Source organism: Pseudomonas sp. Q1 (assembly GCF_009935975.1).
Lineage (GTDB): Bacteria > Pseudomonadota > Gammaproteobacteria > Pseudomonadales > Pseudomonadaceae > Aquipseudomonas > Aquipseudomonas palleroniana.
In genome coordinates this window covers 363,862-384,441 of the sequence record NZ_QODI01000003.1, presented here as the reverse complement: position 1 = coordinate 384,441, position 20,580 = coordinate 363,862, and the positions used below count along the sequence as shown (strand labels likewise).

Here is a 20,580-nt window from a genome sequence, read left to right as displayed (position 1 = left end):
GACTGGTTCGGGGCGTTTTTTTGCCTGCATTTCATGGTGGGCGGGTTTCTATGATTTTCAGGCACAAACAAAAATGCCCCGGACCTTTCGGTACGGGGCATTTCTTAACTGTTACGCCGGTAAACCAGCGTTGCAGTTGTTACCACTTAGGCAGCAGCAGCGACGTTCAGAGCCTTGATGTGGCCATTCAGGCGGCTCTTGTGACGAGCGGCTTTGTTCTTGTGGATGATGCCTTTATCGGCCATACGGTCGATAACAGGCACAGCCAGAACGTAAGCAGCTTGAGCTTTTGCAGCGTCTTTGGTGTCGATGGCTTTAACTACATTCTTGATGTAGGTACGAACCATGGAACGCAGGCTGGCGTTGTGGCTGCGACGCTTCTCAGCCTGTTTTGCACGTTTTTTGGCGGAAGGTGTGTTGGCCACCGTCGAGCTCCTCGAAAGACTTTTTAGGAAATAGCAAACAAAATAGGCCGCGAATCATGCCGATGACTTGTTGGGTTGTCAAGGGCGGCTGATGCGAACTGCTGAGTGGTCGATCTGAAGAGGCGGGTGATTTATTTCCGGCGCTTGACCTGTAAACTCGCGAGCTTTGGCTCTGTGCTGTTGCAGGCGCGCAGTATCGCATAAGTGGGCGCTTTGTTCGCCTGCTGTTTATCTATAGGCGCAAACTCTTTCGATGAATCTGCTCAAATCGTTGGCTGCGGTCAGCTCTATCACGATGATCTCCCGGGTATTGGGGTTTGTGCGTGACACCCTGTTGGCGCGCATTTTCGGCGCCAGCATGGCCACGGACGCCTTCTTTATCGCCTTCAAACTGCCCAACCTGCTGCGCCGGATCTTCGCCGAGGGCGCATTTTCCCAGGCCTTCGTGCCGATCCTGGCGGAATACAAGACTCAGCAGGGCGAAGAGGCAACCCGTACCTTCATTGCCTACGTCTCGGGCCTGCTGACGCTGGTTTTGATGTTGGTCACCATTGCCGGCATGCTCGCTGCACCCTGGGTGATCTGGGCCACGGCGCCGGGTTTTGCCAATACGCCGGAAAAATTCGCGCTGACCACTGATCTGCTGCGGGTGACCTTTCCTTATATATTGCTGATCTCGCTGTCATCCCTGGCCGGCGCCATCCTGAATACCTGGAACCGGTTCTCGGTGCCGGCGTTCGTGCCGACCTTGCTCAACGTGAGCATGATTATCTTCGCAGTATTCCTCACGCCTTACTTCGATCCACCCGTGATGGCCCTGGGCTGGGCGGTGCTGGCCGGTGGCCTGGCGCAGTTGTTGTACCAGCTGCCGCACCTGAAAAAGATCGGCATGCTCGTTCTGCCGCGCTTGAACCTGAAGGACACCGGTGTCTGGCGCGTGATGCGCAACATGTTGCCGGCGATCCTGGGGGTATCGGTCAGCCAGATTTCCCTGATCATCAACACTGCCTTCGCCTCGTTGCTGGTGTCGGGTTCGGTGTCGTGGATGTACTACGCCGATCGCCTGATGGAGTTGCCGTCCGGCGTGCTCGGTGTGGCCCTGGGCACGATTTTGCTACCGACCCTGTCGCGCACCTATGCCAGTAAGGACCGCCAGGAGTACTCGCGTATTCTCGACTGGGGGCTGCGCCTGTGCTTCGTGCTGGTGCTGCCCTGTGCCCTGGCCCTGGGAATCCTGGCTGAACCGCTGACGGTGGCGTTGTTCCAGTACGGCCAATTCAGCGCGTTTGACGCCTCCATGACCCAGCGCGCATTGATTGCCTATTCGGTGGGTCTGCTCGGCATCATCGTGATCAAAGTGTTGGCGCCGGGCTTCTATGCTCAGCAAAACATCCGTACGCCGGTGAAAATCGCGATCTTCACGCTGATTGTCACGCAATTGCTCAACCTTGCATTCATCGGCCCGCTGGCGCACGCCGGGCTGGCCCTGGCCATCAGTGCCGGCGCCTGTATCAATGCCGGCCTGCTGTTCTATCAACTGCGCAAGCAGCAGATGTTCCAGCCGCAACCGGGCTGGGGCCTGTTTGCGCTCAAGCTGGTGGTTGCGGTGGGCGCGATGTCGGCGGTGCTCTTGGGTTTGATGCACTTCATGCCCGCCTGGGATGAAGGGCATATGCTGGAACGCTTCCTGCGCCTGGGCCTGCTGGTGGTCGCGGGCGTTGTGGTTTACTTCGGCATGTTGCTGCTGCAGGGCTTCCGGCTGCGGGATTTCAATCGCAAGTCCCTGAACTAGGGACTTTGCCTCAATAAAACCGGTGTTTTATCGAATCAACCCACTTGGCCTGCGCTGTTGCCTGTCGTCCGGGGCCGGGTGTGGTTATAATCGACCACTTTATGAGCAAGAAGCGCGTTATGCAGCTGGTTCGAGGTCTCCACAACCTGCGCCCCCAGCATCGGGGCTGCGTCGCCACTATTGGCAACTTTGACGGTGTTCACCGTGGTCACCAGGCTATCCTGGCCCGGCTGCGTGAGCGAGCGGTCGAGTTGGGTGTGCCCAGCTGTGTGGTGATTTTCGAGCCACAGCCGCGGGAGTTTTTCACCCCGCAAACGGCGCCGGCCCGTCTGGCCCGCTTGCGCGACAAACTGCAACTGCTGGCTGAAGAGGGCGTGGACCGAGTCCTCTGTCTGGCCTTCAACCAGCGTTTGCAAAGCCTTAGCGCTGCCGAATTCGTCGACCGTATCCTGGTGGATGGCCTGGGTGTGCAACACTTGGAGGTCGGCGACGACTTCCGTTTCGGTTGCGACCGTGTCGGGGATTTCGATTTCCTGCAACAGGCCGGCGTCAACCAGGGCTTTACCGTCGAAGCCGCGCAAACCGTCGAACTGGACGGGTTGCGCGTCAGCAGCACCCAGGTGCGTAATGCACTGGCCGCTGCCGACTTCGCCTTGGCCGAGCGCCTGCTCGGTCGCCCGTTCCGCATTGCCGGACGGGTATTGCACGGCCAGAAGCTGGCGCGCCAACTGGGCACGCCGACCGCCAACGTGCAACTCAAGCGCCGCCGTGTGCCGCTGACCGGGGTTTACCTGGTGAGCGTCGACATCGACGGCCAATCGTGGCCGGGAGTCGCCAATATAGGCGTCAGGCCCACGGTTGCAGGTGATGGCAAGGCCCACCTGGAAGTACACCTTTTGGATTTTGCCGGTGATCTGTATGACCGGCGTTTGACGGTGGTTTTCCACCACAAGCTGCGTGAAGAGCAGCGTTTCGCCTCACTTGAGGCGTTGAAAACGGCGATCAATGCGGATGTCGCCGCCGCCCGTGCACTAGCCGCACCTAGCGCCCATCGCTAACCGAAGAGCCTTAAATGACCGACTATAAAGCCACGCTAAACCTTCCGGACACCGCCTTCCCAATGAAGGCCGGCCTGCCACAGCGCGAACCGCAGATCCTGCAGCGCTGGGACAGTATTGGCCTGTACGGAAAGTTGCGCGAAATTGGCAAGGATCGTCCGAAATTCGTCCTGCACGACGGCCCTCCTTATGCCAACGGCACGATTCACATCGGTCATGCGCTGAACAAAATTCTCAAGGACATGATCATCCGCTCGAAGACCCTTTCGGGTTTCGATGCGCCTTATGTCCCGGGTTGGGACTGCCACGGCCTGCCGATCGAGCACAAGGTCGAAGTGACCCACGGCAAGAACCTGGGCGCGGATAAAACTCGCGAACTGTGCCGTGCCTACGCCACCGAGCAGATCGAAGGGCAGAAGTCCGAATTCATCCGCCTGGGTGTATTGGGTGACTGGGCCAACCCCTACAAGACCATGGACTTCAAGAACGAGGCCGGTGAAATCCGTGCCTTGGCCGAGATCGTCAAGGGTGGCTTCGTGTTCAAGGGGCTCAAGCCCGTGAACTGGTGTTTCGACTGCGGTTCGGCCCTGGCCGAGGCGGAGGTCGAGTACGAAGACAAGAAGTCCTCGACCATCGACGTAGCCTTCCCGATCGCGGACGACGCCAAGCTGGCCGAGGCCTTTGGCCTGGCGAGCCTGGGCAAGCCAGCGGCCATCGTGATCTGGACCACCACCCCGTGGACCATCCCCGCCAACCAGGCGCTGAACGTACACCCGGAGTTCACCTACGCCCTGGTGGACGTTGGTGACCGCCTGCTGGTGCTGGCCGAGGAAATGGTTGAAGCCTGCCTGGCCCGTTACGAGCTGCAGGGTTCGGTGATTGCCACCACCACCGGTTCCGCGCTGGAGTTGATCAATTTCCGCCACCCGTTCTATGACCGTCTGTCGCCGGTTTACCTGGCTGACTACGTCGAACTGGGCTCGGGTACCGGCGTGGTCCACTGCTCGCCCGCCTATGGCGTTGACGACTTTGTGATCTGCAAGAAATACGGCCTGACCAACGATGACATCATCAACCCGGTGCAAAGCAATGGCGTGTATGTGTCATCGCTGGAGTTCTTTGGCGGCCAGTTCATCTTCAAGGCTGACCACGCAATCATCGAGAAGCTGAGCGAAGTCGGTGCGTTGATAAAATCCGACACCATCAAACACAGCTACATGCACTGCTGGCGTCACAAGACCCCGCTGATCTACCGCGCCACCGCGCAGTGGTTCATCGGCATGGACAAAGAGCCGGCCAGCGGCGACACCCTGCGCGTGCGCTCGCTCAAGGCCATCGAAGACACCGGCTTCATCCCGGCCTGGGGCCAGGCGCGCCTGCACTCGATGATCGCCAACCGCCCGGACTGGTGCATCTCGCGTCAGCGCAATTGGGGCGTGCCGATCCCGTTCTTCCTCAACAAGGAAAGCGGCGAGCTGCACCCACGCACCGTTGAACTGATGGAAGCCGTGGCCCAACGCGTTGAACAGGAAGGCATCGAAGCCTGGTTCAAGCTTGACGCCGCCGAGCTGTTGGGCGACGAAGCACCGTTGTACGACAAGATCAGCGATACCCTCGACGTGTGGTTCGACTCGGGCACCACCCACTGGCACGTGCTGCGTGGTTCGCACCCGATGGGCCACGAGACCGGGCCTCGTGCCGACCTGTACCTGGAAGGTTCGGACCAGCACCGTGGCTGGTTCCACTCTTCCTTGCTGACCGGTTGCGCCATCGATAACCACGCTCCGTACCGCGAGCTGTTGACCCACGGTTTCACGGTGGATGAAAACGGCCGCAAGATGTCCAAGTCGCTGGGCAACGTGATTGCGCCGCAAAAGGTCAACGACACCCTGGGTGCCGACATCATGCGTCTGTGGGTGGCCTCGACCGACTATTCGGGCGAGATGGCTGTATCCGAGCAGATCCTGCAGCGCAGTGCCGACGCCTACCGCCGTATCCGTAACACCGCACGCTTCCTGCTGTCGAACCTGACCGGTTTCAACCCGGCCACCGACATCCTGCCGGCCGAGGACATGCTCGCCCTGGACCGTTGGGCCGTGGACCGTACCCTGTTGCTGCAGCGCGAGTTGCAGGAGCATTACGGCGAATATCGCTTCTGGAACGTTTACTCGAAGATCCACAACTTCTGCGTGCAGGAGTTGGGTGGTTTCTACCTCGACATCATCAAGGATCGCCAGTACACCACCGGTGCCAACAGCAAGGCACGTCGTTCGGCGCAGACCGCGCTGTACCACATCAGTGAGGCGCTGGTGCGCTGGATCGCGCCGATCCTGGCCTTCACCGCCGACGAGCTGTGGGAGTACCTGCCAGGCGAGCGCAACGAATCGGTGATGCTCAACACCTGGTACGAAGGTCTGACCGAATTGCCGGCTGATTTCGAATTGGGCCGCGAGTACTGGGAAGGCGTGATGGCCGTCAAGGCTGCGGTGAACAAGGAGCTGGAAGTTCAGCGCGCGGCCAAGGCCGTCGGTGGCAACCTGCAAGCCGAAGTCACTCTGTTTGCCGAAGACGGCCTGACTGCCGATCTGGCCAAGCTGAGCAACGAACTGCGTTTCGTGCTGATTACCTCCACCGCGAGCCTGGCGCCATTCGCCCAGGCCCCGGCGGATGCAGTCGCCACCGAAGTGCCAGGCCTCAAGCTCAAAGTGGTCAAGTCGGCCTTCGCCAAGTGCGCCCGTTGCTGGCACTGCCGTGAAGACGTCGGTGTGAACCCTGAGCATCCGGAAATCTGTGGTCGTTGCGTCGACAACATCTCGGGTGCTGGTGAGGTTCGCCACTATGCCTAACACCAGTCGTTTCGGACGTCTGGGCTGGCTCGTGCTGAGTGTGCTGGTCCTGGTCATCGACCAGGTCAGCAAGGCTCATTTCGAAGGCTCCCTGCAGATGTTCCAGCAGATCGTGGTGATCCCGGACTACTTCAGCTGGACCCTGGCCTACAACACCGGCGCCGCTTTCAGCTTTTTGGCTGATAGCGGTGGCTGGCAGCGCTGGCTGTTCGCGCTGATCGCGGTGGTGGTCAGTGCGGTGCTGGTAGTTTGGCTCAAGCGTCTTGGCCGCGATGACACCTGGCTGGCTATCGCCCTGGCCCTTGTGTTGGGCGGCGCGCTGGGCAACCTCTACGACCGCATTGCCTTGGGCCATGTGATCGACTTTATCCTGGTGCATTGGCAGAACCGCTGGTACTTCCCGGCGTTCAACTTTGCCGACAGCGCCATCACCGTCGGTGCGATCATGCTGGCGTTGGACATGTTCAAAAGCAAGAAAACCGGAGAGACCGTCAATGACTGATCAGGTATTGGCTGAACAACGTATCGGCCAGAACACGGAAGTCACTTTGCATTTCGCACTGCGCCTGGAAAATGGCGACACGGTCGACAGCACGTTCGACAAGGCCCCCGCGACTTTCAAAGTCGGTGATGGCAACCTGCTGCCGGGTTTCGAAGCCGCGCTGTTCGGCTTCAAGGCTGGCGACAAGCGCAACCTGCAGATCCTGCCGGAAAATGCCTTTGGCCAGCCCAACCCGCAAAACGTGCAGATCATCCCGCGTTCGCAGTTCCAGGACATGGACCTTTCGGAAGGCTTGTTGGTGATCTTCAACGATGCGGCGAATACCGAGCTGCCGGGTGTGGTGAAAACCTTCGATGACGCGCAAGTGACCATCGACTTCAATCACCCGTTGGCCGGTAAAACCTTGACCTTTGATGTTGAAATCATCGACGTTAAAGCGATCTGATCAACGACGCGGTTAAAAATGTGGGAGCGGGCTTGCTCGCGAAAGCGGTCTATCAGTAACACATGTGTTATCTGGCCCACTGCTTTCGCGAGCAAGCCCGCTCCCACCTTTGATCTCTACTGTCAGGTGGGTTAGCGTCTAGCTTGAACCCAAGTGGCTGCAAGACACGAGGCACAGCATGCAAATCAAACTCGCCAACCCCCGTGGCTTCTGCGCCGGCGTGGACCGGGCGATCGAAATCGTCAATCGCGCCCTGGAAGTCTTCGGGCCGCCGATTTATGTGCGCCATGAAGTTGTCCACAACAAGTTCGTGGTCGAAGACCTGCGCGCACGCGGTGCCATCTTTGTTGAAGAGCTCGACCAGGTGCCGGACGACGTTATCGTCATTTTCAGCGCCCACGGCGTTTCCCAGGCCGTGCGTACCGAAGCTGCCGGCCGTGGCCTGAAAGTATTCGATGCCACCTGCCCATTGGTCACCAAGGTGCATATCGAAGTCGCACGCTACAGTCGCGACGGGCGTGAATGCATCCTGATCGGTCATGCCGGCCACCCGGAAGTTGAAGGCACCATGGGCCAGTATGACGCCAGCAACGGCGGTGCCATCTACCTGGTGGAAGATGAAAAGGACGTCGCCGATTTGCAGGTACACAATCCTGATCGGTTGGCTTTCGTGACCCAGACTACCTTGTCCATGGACGACACCAGCCGCGTTATCGACGCTTTGCGCGCGCGTTTCCCTGCCATTGGCGGTCCGCGCAAGGATGACATCTGCTACGCCACGCAAAACCGACAGGACGCGGTCAAGCAATTGGCCAACGAATGCGACGTGGTTTTGGTGGTCGGCAGCCCGAACAGCTCCAACTCCAATCGCCTGCGCGAGCTGGCTGAACGCATGGCCACGCCGGCCTACCTGATCGATGGTGCCGAAGACATGCAGCGCAGCTGGTTCGATGGCGTTGAGCGTATCGGTATCACGGCCGGAGCCTCGGCTCCGGAAGTGCTGGTGCGGGGCGTGATCCAACAGTTGCAGGCTTGGGGCGCGACCGGCGCTGATGAGTTGGCCGGCCGCGAAGAGAACATCACGTTCTCCATGCCCAAGGAACTGCGGGTTCGCTCGTTGCTCTGAGCCCTGGTGCTGGATCAGTCCCGGCATAACGCCTGCTCGGTTTTATCACTGCGCAGGCTGATGCGGCCGCTGGGGGCCAGCACTACCTGATGCAGGCTTTGTGCCTGGCCCGTGTCGCATATGTGCACGGTGCCGGCACGGAAGCCTCCCCCCGTAAATACCGGCTCGCCCAATCCGCTGAAGCGCACTTGGCTCTTGACCGGCCCATTGCCGACCAGCGTTGCACGCCCGCTGTCCTGTCGCTCCAGCAGTATCGGGTTGTCTTCGTCCATATGACCGCGCCCGCTGACATCCTCGATGACTCGCCAGCCCAGGCTCCAATCGTCCTCCAATGCATGAACAATCACCGCGCGATTGCGTGTGAGCGCTGCGCTGCGGGCGAAGCGCAGGCCCTGCGCCAGTGATTCGGCTGCGCTGTGTTGCTGGTGTGCGTCGAGCAATCCTTTGAAGCTGGGCGCCGCCAAATGCGCCAGCAGGCCGCTCAGCATCAGGCCCAATAGCAACTCGATCAGGGTGAAGCCTCGTTCTGTCATATGCCGTCCCTCCGTGGACGCAGCTGGTAATCCAGCGGGTAGAGACAGGTATAGCCAGCGGATGCCAGGGTTGGATGATGGCCTTTATGTCCAAAGTATTTCCCTTTGTTCCGCAAGCGGCACCGATTAAAAACCGCCGCTAGTCTTGGGTCGCACAACAGGTTTTGCCTGTTTTCCGCCCCTCGACATGGATGACGACGGTGATGCTAATCCGTACACACAGGTTTTTTCTTCGCGCCGTCCAGTGGCGCCAAACCGGCATGACCCTGATCGAGGTGTTGGTGGCGGTGTTGATTCTGGCTGTCGGTTTGTTGGGCGCTTCGGCCATCCAGCTCAATGCGCTCAAGTACACCGAGAGCGCCAGGATGACCAGCCAGGCCAGTTTCATTGCCTACGACATGCTTGATCGAATTCGCTCCAATCCCGGGATCGATTATTCGTGGTCGCGAGCTGGACCTTCGATGGCCAATGTCCCGACCGCCAGCGTGCGTGATCTGGACCTGCATGATTTCGAGGCCAATATCCTGGGTTTTGCCGGCGCAGATGCCAAAGGAGCGGTATCGACCAGCGGGCCTGAGGTCACTATCACCATCAGTTGGCAGGCGGGCAGGGGCGCAGGCGGCCCGGAAGCAAGGGAGACGTTCGTTCTCACCAGTCGCATGGTCGATGAACAAGGCGCGTTGCAATGAGCCGTCTTGTGCGCGGATTCAGCCTGGTGGAAATGCTGGTGGCGTTGGCCGTTGGGCTCTTGTTGGTGCTGGGCGCAAGCCAGGTGGTCATCAGCACGCGGCTGACGCATGCCAGTCAATTGGCGGCAATGGTCCTGCAAGACGATGCACGATTTGTACTGGGCAAGCTGACGCAGGATATTCGCCAGGCGGGCATGTTTGGCTGCCTGGCCAGCGCATTTATCGACGACGCCCCCGCCGCCCTGGAGCGACCGTTGGGGTGGAGTGCCTCGGGGAATGCGACGTCGCTGACCCTGGTCACTGCGGATGTCGGTAGTGGGGGAGGCAAGCCTGATTGGACGGTGGTATCCGACTGCAAGACGGTTGCCCGGGCATATGCTGGAGCATCACCCGCGCCGGCGCCTGGGCAGATCCGCTTTGCGCTGCGCCAGCTCACCTACACCTTTGAATCCGGCCAACTGAAAGTCAGCACCCCGGCGGCGCCGGCCAAAGCGGTGCTTGTGGATAACGTGCGGGCGTTCGACATCAGTTTTGGCATGGCGGCCAAGCCCGCATCAACAAGCGTGGTGCGTTACGACAGCAACCCTGCCGACGAGTCGTTGATACGCAGTGTGCGCATCCTCATGACATTGCAAGACCCGACAGGGCGTGTCAGGGACCAGACCTACAGCGTTGTGGCTGCGCTGCGAAATCGCCAGGGGTAGGGCCGTGATGAAGATAAGTGGCGGTATTCATTGGCGTCAGGCAGGGATGGTGTTGTGGATCAGCCTGGTATTCCTATTGCTGTTGTCACTGGTTGGTTTGTCATCGATGCAAGGTGCGATATCCCAGCAAAAAGTCGCGGGCAGCTTGTGGCATCGCAACCAATCTTTTCAAAGCGCCGAAAGCGGCCTCAGGTTGGGGGAGCTGGCGGTAAAGCGCGTTGGCGGTGGGCTGCCCGAATGTCACTCGATCATCACATGCTCGCCACCTGAGGAGGCGTTTACGTTGATGGGGGCCGGGACGAATCCGGTCTCGGCGGTTACCTGGGTTGCCTTCGACGCGGGGTTCTATGGCATTCAATCCATAGGCGAGGGCTTGGGGCTGGCGCATTTTCCGGCGCAAACCGCGGCGCGGCTGTTTCGAGTGACGGCCATCGGGCTAGGGGGCCAATCGCGCACGGTCCTGGAGAGCGTGTATGCCCAGGTGGACGAGGGAGGGCGGGCGCGGTTTCAACGAATCCTGTGGCGGCAACTTCAGTAAAGGAGCAAACGGATGAGCACGGATAGCCAGGGATTTACCCTGATCGAGTTACTGATTGCCATGGCAATCATTGCGGTGTTGGCCACGGTCGCTTATCCCGGATATACCGGGCATGTGAAAAAGGTCTATCGCAGTCAGATTGCCGCACTGTTGACCGAACAGGCCCAGTATCTGGAGCGCTTTTACGCCCGGAACGGCACTTTTATTGATGCAGAGGACGTCAGTGCGGGTAATGATCACTATAGAATCAGCGCTGTATTGAGTGCCCAGGATTTTGCCCTGCTTGCCACGCCCTCCGTCTATTCAGTCATGGCGGACGACGCATGCGGTGAATTCAGCTTGAGCAGTACCGGCGTGCGAAGCAACCCGGGAGCCAAGCCGGAAATGTCGCGCAAGACGTGCTGGGGGCAGTGATGAGAGTGCTGGATGAATGGGCGCTGTGTGCGCCAACCCCTATATATCGGCTGGATCAAATGATGGCAGAGCAACAGCGAGTGGTGATTGTCGGCGGCGGAGTAATCGGGTTGTTGACGGCGTTCAACCTGGCCACCCAGGGGCAGTCGGTGGTACTGCTGGAGCGTGCGGGGCTTGGGCAAGAGTCTTCGTGGGCCGGGGGCGGGATCGTTTCACCGTTGTACCCCTGGCGCTACAGCCCGGCAGTGACCGCTTTGGCCCATTGGTCCCAGGACTTTTACCCACAGCTGGCGCAGCGGTTGTTTGCCGCCACCGGGGTTGATCCAGAGGTGCATACCACGGGCTTGTACTGGCTTGATCTGGACGATGAAGCCGAGGCTTTGGCCTGGGCTGCTCGCGAGGGACGGCCGCTGAGCAAGGTGGATGTGTCGGCCGCGCACGATGCCGTGCCGGTGCTGGGGCGCGGCTATTCCCAGGCCATTTACATGGCTGATGTGGCCAATGTTCGCAACCCTCGCCTGGTCAAATCCTTGAAGGCGGCGTTGCAGGCATTGCCCGGTGTGACGATTCATGAGCAGTGTGAAGTGGCCGGTTTTGTCCTGGAGGGCGATACCGCAGTGGGCGTCGAAACGACGGCTGGCCGGGTGCTCGGCGATCAGGTCGTGCTTGCGGCGGGAGCCTGGAGTGGGGAGCTGCTGGGCACGTTGGGTCTGGCGCTGCCTGTTGAGCCGGTCAAAGGCCAAATGATCTTGTACAAATGCGCCTCGGACTTTTTGTCGAGCATGGTCCTGGCAAAAGGACGTTATGCGATCCCACGCCGTGACGGCCACATATTGATTGGCAGCACGTTGGAGCATGAGGGGTTCGACAAGACGCCGACCGAAACCGCGCTGGAAAGCCTCAAGGCTTCGGCAGTGGAATTGATTCCTGCCTTGGCTGGCGCTGAGGTGGTGGGGCATTGGGCGGGCTTGCGGCCTGGCTCGCCGGAAGGTGTGCCGTACATTGGCGAAGTGCCCGGCTTCAACGGGCTGTGGCTCAATTGTGGGCATTACCGCAATGGCCTGGTGCTCGCACCCGCGTCCTGTCAGTTGTTCACTGACTTGCTGCTGGGGCGTGCGCCGATTATCGAGCCGGCACCTTATGCGCCGGCTGGTCGTCTCAGCGCTGGCTAGGCTTCGGACCTTGTTCCAGGTGCGCCTGGGTGCAGTACCACTCTTGGCGTACGGTCAGTGCGCGATCCTGCGGCAGGTGTACGCCACAGTGCGCGCAACGCACCATCGGCGTGGCATCGGGCTCACTGGACCGTTGCTGTTTGGCGGCCGGGCTTTTGAATTTGCGCCAGAACCATACTGCGGCAGCAATGACGGCAATCCAGAACAGTAGACGAACCATGGTAAGCAGCTTCTCGACAAGGAATGCGCCAGTTTAGCCAAGGACGCAGCAGGCGCACAGCGCAATAATGCTCGCCCACAAAAAAGGGAGCCCATAGGGCTCCCTTTCTCTGATTGCCTGGACCGATCAGTCGAAAATACCGAAGGTCATGTAGCTGAACCACGAACGATCTTCCTTGCTGCCAGCGGCTTGTGGTGCCTGCTCTTCGATCACATCGCCGTTTTCGTCATGAGGCTTGAGGTCGGAAGGAATGGCGTCTTTCGCGTCCTGGAACTGCTTGATCACGTCCTGGTTGGCGCGGGTTTCGCCCGGCGGCAGCGGTGGACGGGATTCGATCAGGCCCAAGGTGTACTTGCTCAGCCACGAACGGTTATCCGCTTCGGCAACCTGAGGCACGAACTGGCCGTCTTTCAGGCTCGGGTGATCCGGGTAGTTGAGCTTCAGGGTTTCCAGGCTGGTGCTCGCCAGGGCGTCCAGGTGCAGGCGCTGGTAAGCCTCGGTCATTACCGCCAGACCGTCACCCACGGATGGGGTTTCCTGGAAGTTTTCCACCACATAGCGGCCACGGTTGGCAGCGGCCACGTACGCCTGACGGGTCAGGTAGTAGTGGGCTACGTGGATCTCGTAGGACGCCAGCAGGTTACGCAGGTAGATCATGCGTTGCTTGGCATCCGGGGCATAGCGGCTGTTGGGGTAGCGGCTGGTCAGCTGGGCGAACTCGTTGTAGGAGTCGCGGGCAGCGCCCGGGTCACGCTTGGTCATGTCCAGCGGCAGGAAACGCGCCAGCAGGCCGACGTCCTGGTCGAACGAGGTCAGGCCCTTCATGTAGTAGGCGTAATCCACGTTCGGGTGCTGCGGGTGCAAGCGGATAAAACGCTCTGCGGCGGACTTCGCGGCTTCCGGCTCGGAGTTCTTGTAGTTGGCGTAGATCAGTTCGAGCTGGGCCTGGTCGGCGTAGCGCCCGAACGGGTAACGCGACTCCAGGGCCTTCAGCTTCGCTGTGGCGCTGGTGTAGCTATTATTGTCCAAGTCTTTCTGAGCTTGCTGGTAAAGCTCGACTTCGCTCAGGTTTTCGTCGACGACGTCCTTTGTTGACGAGCAAGCAGCAGTCATGGCGAGGATGGCGATCAGCAGCAGGTGTTTCACTTGCATGGCGGCTTGCGTCCCTATGACGGCCGCTGTCTTGGGCGGGGCCGTCCTGTTATGATGAGCGCCCCGTTGAAAGCCTCGGGGCAAAAGACGCCGTATTTAACCACAAGCGCGCAGCCGAAACCAAAGGCTGTGCCACGCCTAGTCTGAGCATGTCCGATAAAATTGAACTTCGCGCAGAGGTGCCGTCCGAAATGGGTGGCCAACGCCTCGATCAAGTCGCCGCACAATTATTCGCTGAGCACTCGCGCTCGCGCCTTTCCGCCTGGATCAAAGACGGCCGCCTGACTGTGGATGGAGCGGTTATCCGCCCGCGAGACATAGTTCATGGCGGTGCGATTCTTGAGCTGACTGCCGAGCAGGAAGCCCAGGGAGAGTGGGTTGCCCAGGACATCGAGCTGGACATCGTCTATGAAGACGACGACATCCTGGTCATCAACAAACCCGCAGGCCTGGTGGTTCACCCGGCTGCCGGGCACGCTGATGGCACTTTGCTCAACGCCCTGTTGCATCACGTCCCGGACATCATCAATGTCCCGCGCTGCGGCATCGTGCACCGTCTGGACAAGGACACCACCGGCTTGATGGTGGTGGCCAAGACCATTCAGGCGCAGACGCAGTTGGTCACCCAGTTGCAGAGCCGCAGCGTCAGCCGGATCTACGAGTGCATCGTGATCGGCGTCGTGGTGGCGGGTGGCAAGATCAACGCCCCAATCGGCCGCCACGGCCAGCAGCGCCAGCGTATGGCGGTGATGGAAGGCGGCAAGCAGGCCGTGAGCCATTACCGCGTACTGGAGCGTTTTCGCTCCCACACCCACGTGCGGGTCAAGCTGGAAACCGGTCGTACTCACCAGATTCGCGTGCATATGGCGCACATCAACTTCCCGTTGGTCGGAGATCCTGCCTACGGTGGCCGCTTCCGCATTCCGCCGGCGGCCAGTGCAACCATGGTTGAATCGTTGAAAAACTTCCCGCGCCAGGCGCTGCATGCACGCTTCCTGGAACTGGATCATCCGACGAGCGGTAAGCGCATGAGCTGGGAATCGCCTCTGCCAGACGACCTGGTGTGGTTGTTGTCGCTGCTCAAGCAGGATCGCGAGGCGTTTATCGGATGAGTGACTGGCTGATTCCTGACTGGCCCGCGCCGGCTCAGGTGAAAGCCTGCGTCACCACCCGTGCGGGCGGCGTCAGCCTGGCGCCGTTCGACAGCTTCAACCTGGGCGATCATGTCGAGGACAGCCTGGAGGCCGTCCTTGAAAACCGTCGTCGTCTCTCCGAGACCTTCAAGATTCAACCGGCCTGGCTGCGCCAGGTCCATGGCGTGAGCGTGGTCGAGGCCGATCCCGGCCGCGTTGCCGAAGCTGATGGCAGTTGGACCAGTACTCCAGGCATTGCCTGCACCTCAATGACCGCTGACTGCCTGCCGGCGTTGTTCTGCAACCGTGCCGGCACTCGTGTCGCGGCTGCCCATGCCGGTTGGCGCGGGTTGGCGGCAGGGGTGTTGGAGGCGGCGTTCGAAAGCCTGGATACCGAGCCTGCCGACGTTCTGGTCTGGCTCGGCCCTGCCATTGGTCCGCAATCTTTCGAAGTCGGTCCGGAAGTGCGTGAAGCCTTCATGCAGCAGTTGCCGATGACCGCCCAGGCCTTTGTACCCAGCCGCAATCCTGGCAAGTACATGGCCGACATCTATGAGCTGGCGCGCCTGCGCCTGGCCGTACAGGGCGTTACCGCTGTCTATGGTGGCGGTTTCTGCACGGTGACCGACCCACGCTTCTTCTCCTATCGCCGCAGCCCACGCACCGGTCGATTTGCCTCCCTTATCTGGCTTGAGCGCTAGACTCTCCTGACTTACGTCAACTGTTCGTAGCTTGAATCTTCCAGAATTCACCCCATCTACTGGGTATCTGGCAGGTTTCTTCATTCAGGATGTGTTTATAGCTCCGGCCTGCTCAAAAGGAAGGTGACTAATGCGTATTGATCGTTTAACCAGCAAATTGCAGTTGGCTTTATCTGATTCCCAATCGTTGGCGGTGGGCCTTGACCACCCGGCCATTGAGCCTGCGCACTTGATGCAGGCGCTCCTGGAGCAGCAAGGTGGTTCTATCAAACCCTTGCTGATGCAGGTCGGTTTTGACGTCAACAGCCTGCGCAAGGAGTTGAGCAAAGAGCTCGACCAACTGCCGAAAATCCAGAATCCCACCGGCGACGTCAATATGTCGCAGGACCTGGCGCGCCTGCTCAACCAGGCTGACCGTCTGGCCCAGCAGAAAGGTGACCAGTTCATCTCCAGCGAGTTGGTGCTGCTCGCGGCCATGGATGAGAACAGCAAGCTCGGCAAGTTGTTGCTCGGCCAGGGCGTGAGCAAGAAAGCCCTGGAAAATGCCATCAACAACCTGCGTGGCGGCGACGCGGTGAACGACCCCAACCACGAGGAGTCGCGCCAGGCCCTGGACAAATACACCGTCGACCTGACCAAGCGTGCCGAAGAAGGCAAGCTTGACCCGGTGATCGGTCGTGACGATGAGATTCGTCGCACCATCCAGGTCCTGCAGCGTCGCACCAAGAACAACCCGGTGCTGATCGGTGAGCCCGGTGTGGGTAAAACCGCGATCGCCGAGGGCCTGGCCCAACGCATCATTAACGGTGAAGTGCCGGACGGCCTGAAAGGCAAGCGTCTGTTGTCCCTGGATATGGGCGCGTTGATCGCCGGCGCCAAGTTCCGAGGTGAGTTCGAAGAGCGTCTGAAAGCCCTGCTCACCGAGCTGTCGAAGCAGGAAGGGCAGATCATTCTGTTTATCGATGAGCTGCACACCATGGTCGGCGCCGGTAAGGGCGAAGGCTCGATGGACGCCGGCAACATGCTCAAGCCGGCTTTGGCCCGGGGGGAGTTGCACTGCGTTGGCGCGACCACGCTCAACGAGTACCGCCAGTACATTGAAAAGGACGCGGCCCTCGAGCGTCGCTTCCAGAAAGTGCTGGTGGAAGAACCGAGCGAAGAGGACACCATCGCGATCCTGCGTGGCCTGAAAGAGCGCTATGAGGTCCACCATAAGGTGGCGATCACTGACGGTGCAATCATTGCGGCGGCCAAATTGAGCCATCGCTACATCACCGATCGTCAGTTGCCGGACAAGGCCATCGACTTGATCGACGAGGCCGCCAGCCGCATCCGCATGGAGATCGACTCCAAGCCGGAAGTGCTCGACCGTCTGGATCGACGCCTGATTCAACTGAAAGTTGAGTCCCAGGCCCTGAAGAAGGAAGAGGATGACGCGGCGAAGAAACGCCTGGAAAAACTCCAGGAAGAAATCGTCCGCCTGGAACGTGAGTATTCGGACCTTGAAGAAATCTGGACCTCGGAAAAAGCCGAAGTACAGGGTTCTGCCCAGATCCAGCAAAAGATCGAGCAGTCGCGGCAGGAGTTGGAAGCTGCGCGTCGCAAAGGTGACCTGAACCGCATGGCCGAATTGCAGTACGGGGTGATCCCGGACCTGGAGCGCAGCCTGCAGATGGTTGACCAGCACGGCCACAGCGAGAACCAGCTGTTGCGCAGCAAGGTGACCGAGGAAGAAATCGCCGAAGTGGTCTCCAAGTGGACCGGCATTCCCGTGTCGAAGATGCTGGAAGGCGAACGTGACAAGCTGCTGAAAATGGAAAGTCTGTTGCATCAGCGCGTCATCGGCCAGGAAGAAGCGGTGGTCGCGGTGGCCAACGCCGTACGGCGGTCCCGGGCAGGGTTGTCCGACCCGAACCGTCCGAGCGGCTCATTCATGTTCCTCGGTCCGACTGGCGTGGGTAAGACGGAGTTGTGCAAGGCGTTGGCCGAGTTCCTCTTTGATACGGAAGAAGCCATGGTCCGGATCGATATGTCCGAATTCATGGAGAAACATTCGGTGGCGCGCTTGATCGGCGCCCCACCAGGCTACGTGGGCTATGAGGAGGGCGGTTACCTGACCGAGGCCGTGCGGCGCAAGCCTTACTCGGTGATCCTGCTGGATGAGGTCGAGAAGGCGCACCCGGATGTGTTCAACATCCTGCTGCAAGTGCTGGAAGACGGCCGCCTGACGGACAGCCACGGACGTACCGTGGACTTCCGCAATACGGTGGTCGTGATGACCTCCAACCTGGGCTCGGCACAGATCCAGGAGTTGGTGGGTGATCGTGAGGCGCAGCGTGCTGCGGTCATGGATGCGTTGACCAGCCACTTCCGTCCGGAATTTATCAACCGGGTAGACGAGGTGGTGATCTTCGAGCCTCTGGCGCGGGATCAGATCGCGGGCATCACCGAGATCCAGTTGGGTCGCCTGCGGGGTCGCCTGGCCGAGCGCGAGCTGGGCCTGAATCTGAGCGGCGAGGCCTTGGACAAACTGATCGCGGTGGGTTACGACCCGGTGTATGGCGCACGGCCGTTGAAGCGTGCGATTCAGCGCTGGATCGAAAACCCGCTGGCTCAGTTGATCCTGTCGGGCCGCTTTATGCCGGGGACCAGCGTCGAGGCCACGGTGGAGAACGACGAAATCGTCTTCCATTAAGCTTGGCGAGTACGTTAATAAGAGAAGGCTCCGCATTGCGGAGCCTTTTTTTTCGATAGGGCGTTGAACTGTAAGGCAAAGGCTTGTAAAGTGCGCCCCGCAACAACGTCAGCCCAAGGGTTTCTTCTCCCCAAGAAGAAATCAGAAAGAAGCGCAAATCATTGTCTTAAAAGCAATTTAAAGGGTTGACAGGGGTTTTTAAGATTGTAGAATAGCGCGCCTCAGAGACATGAACGTAGCGATACGGACAGATCAAAGAGAAGGTTACATCGCAGTAAAAGTTGTAAATTTGAAATACGCAGTTCCGTGATAGCTCAGTCGGTAGAGCAAATGACTGTTAATCATTGGGTCCCAGGTTCGAGTCCTGGTCACGGAGCCATTTCAAAATCGGGGTATAGCGCAGTCCGGTAGCGCGCCTGCTTTGGGAGCAGGATGTCGGGAGTTCGAATCCCCCTACCCCGACCATATTTGGGTCGTTAGCTCAGTTGGTAGAGCAGTTGGCTTTTAACCAATTGGTCGTAGGTTCGAATCCCACACGACCCACCATTTTTGAGACCAGTTAATCCTGGAATCGAATCTTAAGATCAGAGGCCAAAAGCACTGATCGAAGAAGGCGACTGAAAGGTCGCCTTTCTTTTACCGGGGTATAGCGCAGTCCGGTAGCGCGCCTGCTTTGGGAGCAGGATGTCGGGAGTTCGAATCCCCCTACCCCGACCATATTAAAAATCCCCGTATCGAAAGCTACGGGGATTTTTTTGCCTGCGGAAAACTCGGCGGCACTGTAATCAATGTGGGAGGGGCAAGCCCCTCCCACAGGTTTTTAGTGCAGCTTAAGACGTGGCTCGGTGCCACGCCCGATCTTGCTGCCCAGCATCAGCATCGCCGTGCGAAAGACCCCATACAGCGCCATCTGATGCATGCGATACAGCGACACATAGAACATCCGCGCCAGCCAGCCTTCGAGCATGACGCTGCCGGTCAGGTTGCCCATCAAGTTACCCACAGCGGAAAAGCGCGACAGCGAGATCAGCGAGCCGTAGTCAGTGTACTTGTACGACGGCAGCTCCTTGCCTTCGATCCGCAGTTTCAGTGACTTGGCCAGCAACGAGGCCTGTTGGTGAGCGGCCTGGGCCCGTGGCGGCACATTGCGGTCGGTGCCCGGTTGCGGGCAGGCGGCGCAGTCACCGAAGGCGAAGATGTTTTCGTCGCGGGTGGTTTGCAGTGTCGGCAGTACTTGCAGTTGGTTGATACGGTTGGTTTCCAGGCCATCGATATCCTTGAGGAAGCCGGGGGCGCGAATACCGGCGGCCCATACCTTCAGGCTGGCCGGGATCACCTGGCCGCTGCTGGTAATCAGGGCATCTGCCGTCACTTCGCTGACCGCCGAGTTGGTCAGCACGGTCACTCCGAGTTTCTCCAGGGTTTTATGCACAGGCGCGCTGATCCGCTCCGGCAGCGCGGGCAAGACTTTTGGCCCGGCCTCGATCAAGGTGATGTGCATGTTTTCCGGTTTGATGCGGTCCAGGCCGTAGGCCGCCAGTTCATGGGCAGCGTTGTGCAGCTCGGCGGCCAGTTCAACCCCGGTAGCACCGGCACCGACGATGGCGACGCTGATTTTTTCTTCCACATCGGTCTGGCCCGCGTGGGCGCGCAGATAGTGGTTGAGTAATTGCTGATGGAAGCGCTCGGCCTGCTTGCGGGTGTCGAGGAACAGGCAATGTTGCGCTGCACCCTCGGTGCCGAAGTCATTGGTGGTGCTGCCCACTGCGATTACCAGCGTGTCGTAGCTCAACACTCGCGCGGGTACCAGCTCGCGCCCCTCTTCATCGAGGGTGGCAGCCAGTTGAATTTTTTTCTGTTCACGATCCAGCCCGCTCATGCGCCCCAGCTGGAACTCGAAGTGGTTCCATTTGGCTTGGGCGACATAGTTGAGTTCGTCTTCCGAGGAGTTCAACGAACCGGCGGCCACTTCGTGCAGCAGCGGTTTCCAGATATGAGTCAGGTTGGCGTCCGCCAGTGTGATGCTGGCGATGCCGCGCTTACCCAGAGTCTTACCCAGGCGGGTAGCCAACTCCAGGCCGCCGGCGCCGCCGCCGACGATAATAATACGATGGGTCATGGGGATATCTCGCAAGGCTAAAAGAAATCGGAGCAGTGACCCCCGCGAGCGCCAGGCAGCTCATAGCGTGAGGTAACTCAAAAGGCGGCTCAGCAAACCGAGCCCGATTACCGCCACCAGCACCACACCAAGGAGCAGCCACGGCCGGAAAGGCTTGCGCTCGACTTGGTTCTGGGAGAGTTGCAGGTACTCTTCGACATGCCGTTGGTCATCGGGGTTCAGGCGGCTGGTCATAAAGGCCTCGTCAGGTAGACGTTGCAAAAGGGCGCCACGTTACAGTCAGGGGATTGGCGGCATCGCCACAAGCGTAGCCTGC

General features: G+C 59.7%; 19 protein-coding genes, 4 tRNA genes and 1 pseudogene. 18 read left to right on the top strand and 6 right to left on the bottom strand.

Annotated elements, in window-relative coordinates; genetic code table 11:
* Window positions 1–146: 146 nt before the first annotated feature.
* Window positions 147–425, bottom strand: coding sequence for a 30S ribosomal protein S20 (gene rpsT / locus DK870_RS06890; RefSeq protein WP_060754846.1), 279 nt, complete (start codon window positions 423–425; stop codon window positions 147–149).
* A gap of 253 nt (window positions 426–678) precedes the next feature.
* On the opposite strand from rpsT, the gene murJ reads away from it, so the two are divergent.
* The 6 genes from murJ to ispH all read left to right on the top strand — a co-directional run bounded on the left by murJ (window position 679) and on the right by ispH (window position 8,194).
* Entirely contained in the window at window positions 679–2,217 is a 1,539-nt protein-coding gene (murJ, locus tag DK870_RS06885) for a murein biosynthesis integral membrane protein MurJ (protein ID WP_090366879.1), read from the top strand.
* A 119-nt stretch (window positions 2,218–2,336) separates the two neighbouring features.
* Window positions 2,337–3,275 (top strand): bifunctional riboflavin kinase/FAD synthetase, encoded by a 939-nt coding sequence (gene ribF / locus DK870_RS06880; RefSeq protein WP_161548300.1) that lies wholly within the window; start codon window positions 2,337–2,339, stop codon window positions 3,273–3,275.
* Between the two features lie 14 nt (window positions 3,276–3,289).
* Window positions 3,290–6,121, top strand: coding sequence for an isoleucine--tRNA ligase (gene ileS / locus DK870_RS06875; RefSeq protein WP_060754849.1), 2,832 nt, complete (start codon window positions 3,290–3,292; stop codon window positions 6,119–6,121).
* A complete protein-coding gene (gene lspA / locus DK870_RS06870) occupies window positions 6,114–6,623 on the top strand; it encodes a signal peptidase II (protein ID WP_060754850.1) in 510 nt (169 codons plus the stop codon). Before ileS ends, lspA begins: the two co-directional genes overlap by 8 nt.
* 7 nt (window positions 6,624–6,630) lie before the next feature.
* A complete protein-coding gene (gene fkpB / locus DK870_RS06865; protein WP_174554049.1) occupies window positions 6,631–7,068 on the top strand; it encodes an FKBP-type peptidyl-prolyl cis-trans isomerase in 438 nt (145 codons plus the stop codon).
* A 178-nt stretch (window positions 7,069–7,246) separates the two neighbouring features.
* Window positions 7,247–8,194: a 4-hydroxy-3-methylbut-2-enyl diphosphate reductase gene (gene ispH / locus DK870_RS06860; protein WP_060754852.1), complete on the top strand. Its 948-nt coding sequence runs from the start codon at window positions 7,247–7,249 to the stop codon at window positions 8,192–8,194.
* On the opposite strand, the pseudogene DK870_RS06855 reads toward ispH, so the two are convergent.
* Window positions 8,148–8,727, bottom strand: a pseudogene (locus DK870_RS06855) (GspH/FimT family pseudopilin). The gene ispH and the pseudogene DK870_RS06855 sit on opposite strands and share 47 nt — an antisense overlap.
* Before the next feature lie 203 nt (window positions 8,728–8,930).
* Between DK870_RS06855 and pilV the strand changes: the two are divergent.
* From pilV to thiO, 5 genes are all read left to right on the top strand, one after another.
* Entirely contained in the window at window positions 8,931–9,416 is a 486-nt protein-coding gene (pilV, locus tag DK870_RS06850) for a type IV pilus modification protein PilV (protein WP_060754854.1), read from the top strand.
* Entirely contained in the window at window positions 9,413–10,120 is a 708-nt protein-coding gene (locus DK870_RS06845; protein WP_161548298.1) for a PilW family protein, read from the top strand. The genes pilV and DK870_RS06845 overlap by 4 nt, the downstream gene beginning before the upstream one ends.
* A gap of 7 nt (window positions 10,121–10,127) precedes the next feature.
* A complete protein-coding gene (locus DK870_RS06840) occupies window positions 10,128–10,658 on the top strand; it encodes a PilX N-terminal domain-containing pilus assembly protein (RefSeq protein WP_060754856.1) in 531 nt (176 codons plus the stop codon).
* Between the two features lie 12 nt (window positions 10,659–10,670).
* Window positions 10,671–11,072: a type IV pilin protein gene (locus DK870_RS06835; RefSeq protein ID WP_060754857.1), complete on the top strand. Its 402-nt coding sequence runs from the start codon at window positions 10,671–10,673 to the stop codon at window positions 11,070–11,072.
* Between the two features lie 62 nt (window positions 11,073–11,134).
* On the top strand, window positions 11,135–12,244 hold the full coding sequence (gene thiO / locus DK870_RS06830; RefSeq protein WP_060754858.1) for a glycine oxidase ThiO: 1,110 nt from the start codon (window positions 11,135–11,137) through the stop codon (window positions 12,242–12,244).
* Here thiO and DK870_RS06825 read toward each other — a convergent pair.
* Together DK870_RS06825 and DK870_RS06820 are read right to left on the bottom strand one after the other, a co-directional pair.
* Complete coding sequence (locus DK870_RS06825) at window positions 12,231–12,464, bottom strand: PP0621 family protein (RefSeq protein WP_161548297.1); 234 nt, start codon at window positions 12,462–12,464, stop codon at window positions 12,231–12,233. The genes thiO and DK870_RS06825 overlap by 14 nt on opposite strands.
* A gap of 126 nt (window positions 12,465–12,590) precedes the next feature.
* A complete protein-coding gene (locus DK870_RS06820; RefSeq protein ID WP_090366860.1) occupies window positions 12,591–13,616 on the bottom strand; it encodes an outer membrane protein assembly factor BamD in 1,026 nt (341 codons plus the stop codon).
* A gap of 149 nt (window positions 13,617–13,765) precedes the next feature.
* Between DK870_RS06820 and rluD the strand changes: the two genes are divergently transcribed.
* The 7 genes from rluD to DK870_RS06785 all read left to right on the top strand — a co-directional run bounded on the left by rluD (window position 13,766) and on the right by DK870_RS06785 (window position 18,862).
* Window positions 13,766–14,728 carry a 23S rRNA pseudouridine(1911/1915/1917) synthase RluD gene (rluD, locus tag DK870_RS06815; RefSeq protein ID WP_090366858.1) on the top strand — a complete coding sequence of 321 codons (963 nt, stop codon included), beginning with the start codon at window positions 13,766–13,768 and terminating at the stop codon, window positions 14,726–14,728.
* Window positions 14,725–15,450: a peptidoglycan editing factor PgeF gene (gene pgeF, locus DK870_RS06810; RefSeq protein ID WP_104995483.1), complete on the top strand. Its 726-nt coding sequence runs from the start codon at window positions 14,725–14,727 to the stop codon at window positions 15,448–15,450. The genes rluD and pgeF overlap by 4 nt, the downstream gene beginning before the upstream one ends.
* A gap of 130 nt (window positions 15,451–15,580) precedes the next feature.
* On the top strand, window positions 15,581–18,145 hold the full coding sequence (clpB, locus tag DK870_RS06805; RefSeq protein ID WP_060754863.1) for an ATP-dependent chaperone ClpB: 2,565 nt from the start codon (window positions 15,581–15,583) through the stop codon (window positions 18,143–18,145).
* A gap of 303 nt (window positions 18,146–18,448) precedes the next feature.
* Window positions 18,449–18,524: transfer RNA gene (locus tag DK870_RS06800), tRNA-Asn, on the top strand.
* A 9-nt stretch (window positions 18,525–18,533) separates the two neighbouring features.
* A tRNA-Pro gene (locus tag DK870_RS06795) sits at window positions 18,534–18,610 on the top strand.
* 5 nt (window positions 18,611–18,615) lie between these two features.
* A tRNA-Lys gene (locus tag DK870_RS06790) sits at window positions 18,616–18,691 on the top strand.
* Between the two features lie 94 nt (window positions 18,692–18,785).
* Window positions 18,786–18,862 (top strand) — tRNA-Pro (locus DK870_RS06785).
* 103 nt (window positions 18,863–18,965) lie between these two features.
* Here DK870_RS06785 and DK870_RS06780 read toward each other — a convergent pair.
* Window positions 18,966–20,264: an NAD(P)/FAD-dependent oxidoreductase gene (locus DK870_RS06780; protein ID WP_060754864.1), complete on the bottom strand. Its 1,299-nt coding sequence runs from the start codon at window positions 20,262–20,264 to the stop codon at window positions 18,966–18,968.
* Window positions 20,265–20,324: 60 nt separating this feature from the next.
* Window positions 20,325–20,498 (bottom strand): DUF3094 family protein, encoded by a 174-nt coding sequence (locus tag DK870_RS06775; RefSeq protein ID WP_060754865.1) that lies wholly within the window; start codon window positions 20,496–20,498, stop codon window positions 20,325–20,327.
* Window positions 20,499–20,580: the final 82 nt, after the last annotated feature.

Bases quoted from the DNA above. Each gene is read 5' to 3' on its own strand.
- murJ (WP_090366879.1), top strand. From the start codon at position 679: ATGAATCTGCTCAAATCGTTGGCTGCGGTCAGCTCTATCACGATGATC.
- ribF (WP_161548300.1), top strand. From the start codon at position 2,337: ATGCAGCTGGTTCGAGGTCTCCACAACCTGCGCCCCCAGCATCGGGGC.
- ileS (WP_060754849.1), top strand. From the start codon at position 3,290: ATGACCGACTATAAAGCCACGCTAAACCTTCCGGACACCGCCTTCCCA.
- lspA (WP_060754850.1), top strand. From the start codon at position 6,114: ATGCCTAACACCAGTCGTTTCGGACGTCTGGGCTGGCTCGTGCTGAGT.
- ispH (WP_060754852.1), top strand. From the start codon at position 7,247: ATGCAAATCAAACTCGCCAACCCCCGTGGCTTCTGCGCCGGCGTGGAC.
- pilV (WP_060754854.1), top strand. From the start codon at position 8,931: ATGCTAATCCGTACACACAGGTTTTTTCTTCGCGCCGTCCAGTGGCGC.
- DK870_RS06845 (WP_161548298.1), top strand. From the start codon at position 9,413: ATGAGCCGTCTTGTGCGCGGATTCAGCCTGGTGGAAATGCTGGTGGCG.
- DK870_RS06840 (WP_060754856.1), top strand. From the start codon at position 10,128: ATGAAGATAAGTGGCGGTATTCATTGGCGTCAGGCAGGGATGGTGTTG.
- DK870_RS06835 (WP_060754857.1), top strand. From the start codon at position 10,671: ATGAGCACGGATAGCCAGGGATTTACCCTGATCGAGTTACTGATTGCC.
- thiO (WP_060754858.1), top strand. From the start codon at position 11,135: ATGGCAGAGCAACAGCGAGTGGTGATTGTCGGCGGCGGAGTAATCGGG.
- DK870_RS06825 (WP_161548297.1), bottom strand. From the start codon at position 12,464: ATGGTTCGTCTACTGTTCTGGATTGCCGTCATTGCTGCCGCAGTATGG.
- DK870_RS06820 (WP_090366860.1), bottom strand. From the start codon at position 13,616: ATGCAAGTGAAACACCTGCTGCTGATCGCCATCCTCGCCATGACTGCT.
- rluD (WP_090366858.1), top strand. From the start codon at position 13,766: ATGTCCGATAAAATTGAACTTCGCGCAGAGGTGCCGTCCGAAATGGGT.
- pgeF (WP_104995483.1), top strand. From the start codon at position 14,725: ATGAGTGACTGGCTGATTCCTGACTGGCCCGCGCCGGCTCAGGTGAAA.
- clpB (WP_060754863.1), top strand. From the start codon at position 15,581: ATGCGTATTGATCGTTTAACCAGCAAATTGCAGTTGGCTTTATCTGAT.
- DK870_RS06780 (WP_060754864.1), bottom strand. From the start codon at position 20,264: ATGACCCATCGTATTATTATCGTCGGCGGCGGCGCCGGCGGCCTGGAG.
- DK870_RS06775 (WP_060754865.1), bottom strand. From the start codon at position 20,498: ATGACCAGCCGCCTGAACCCCGATGACCAACGGCATGTCGAAGAGTAC.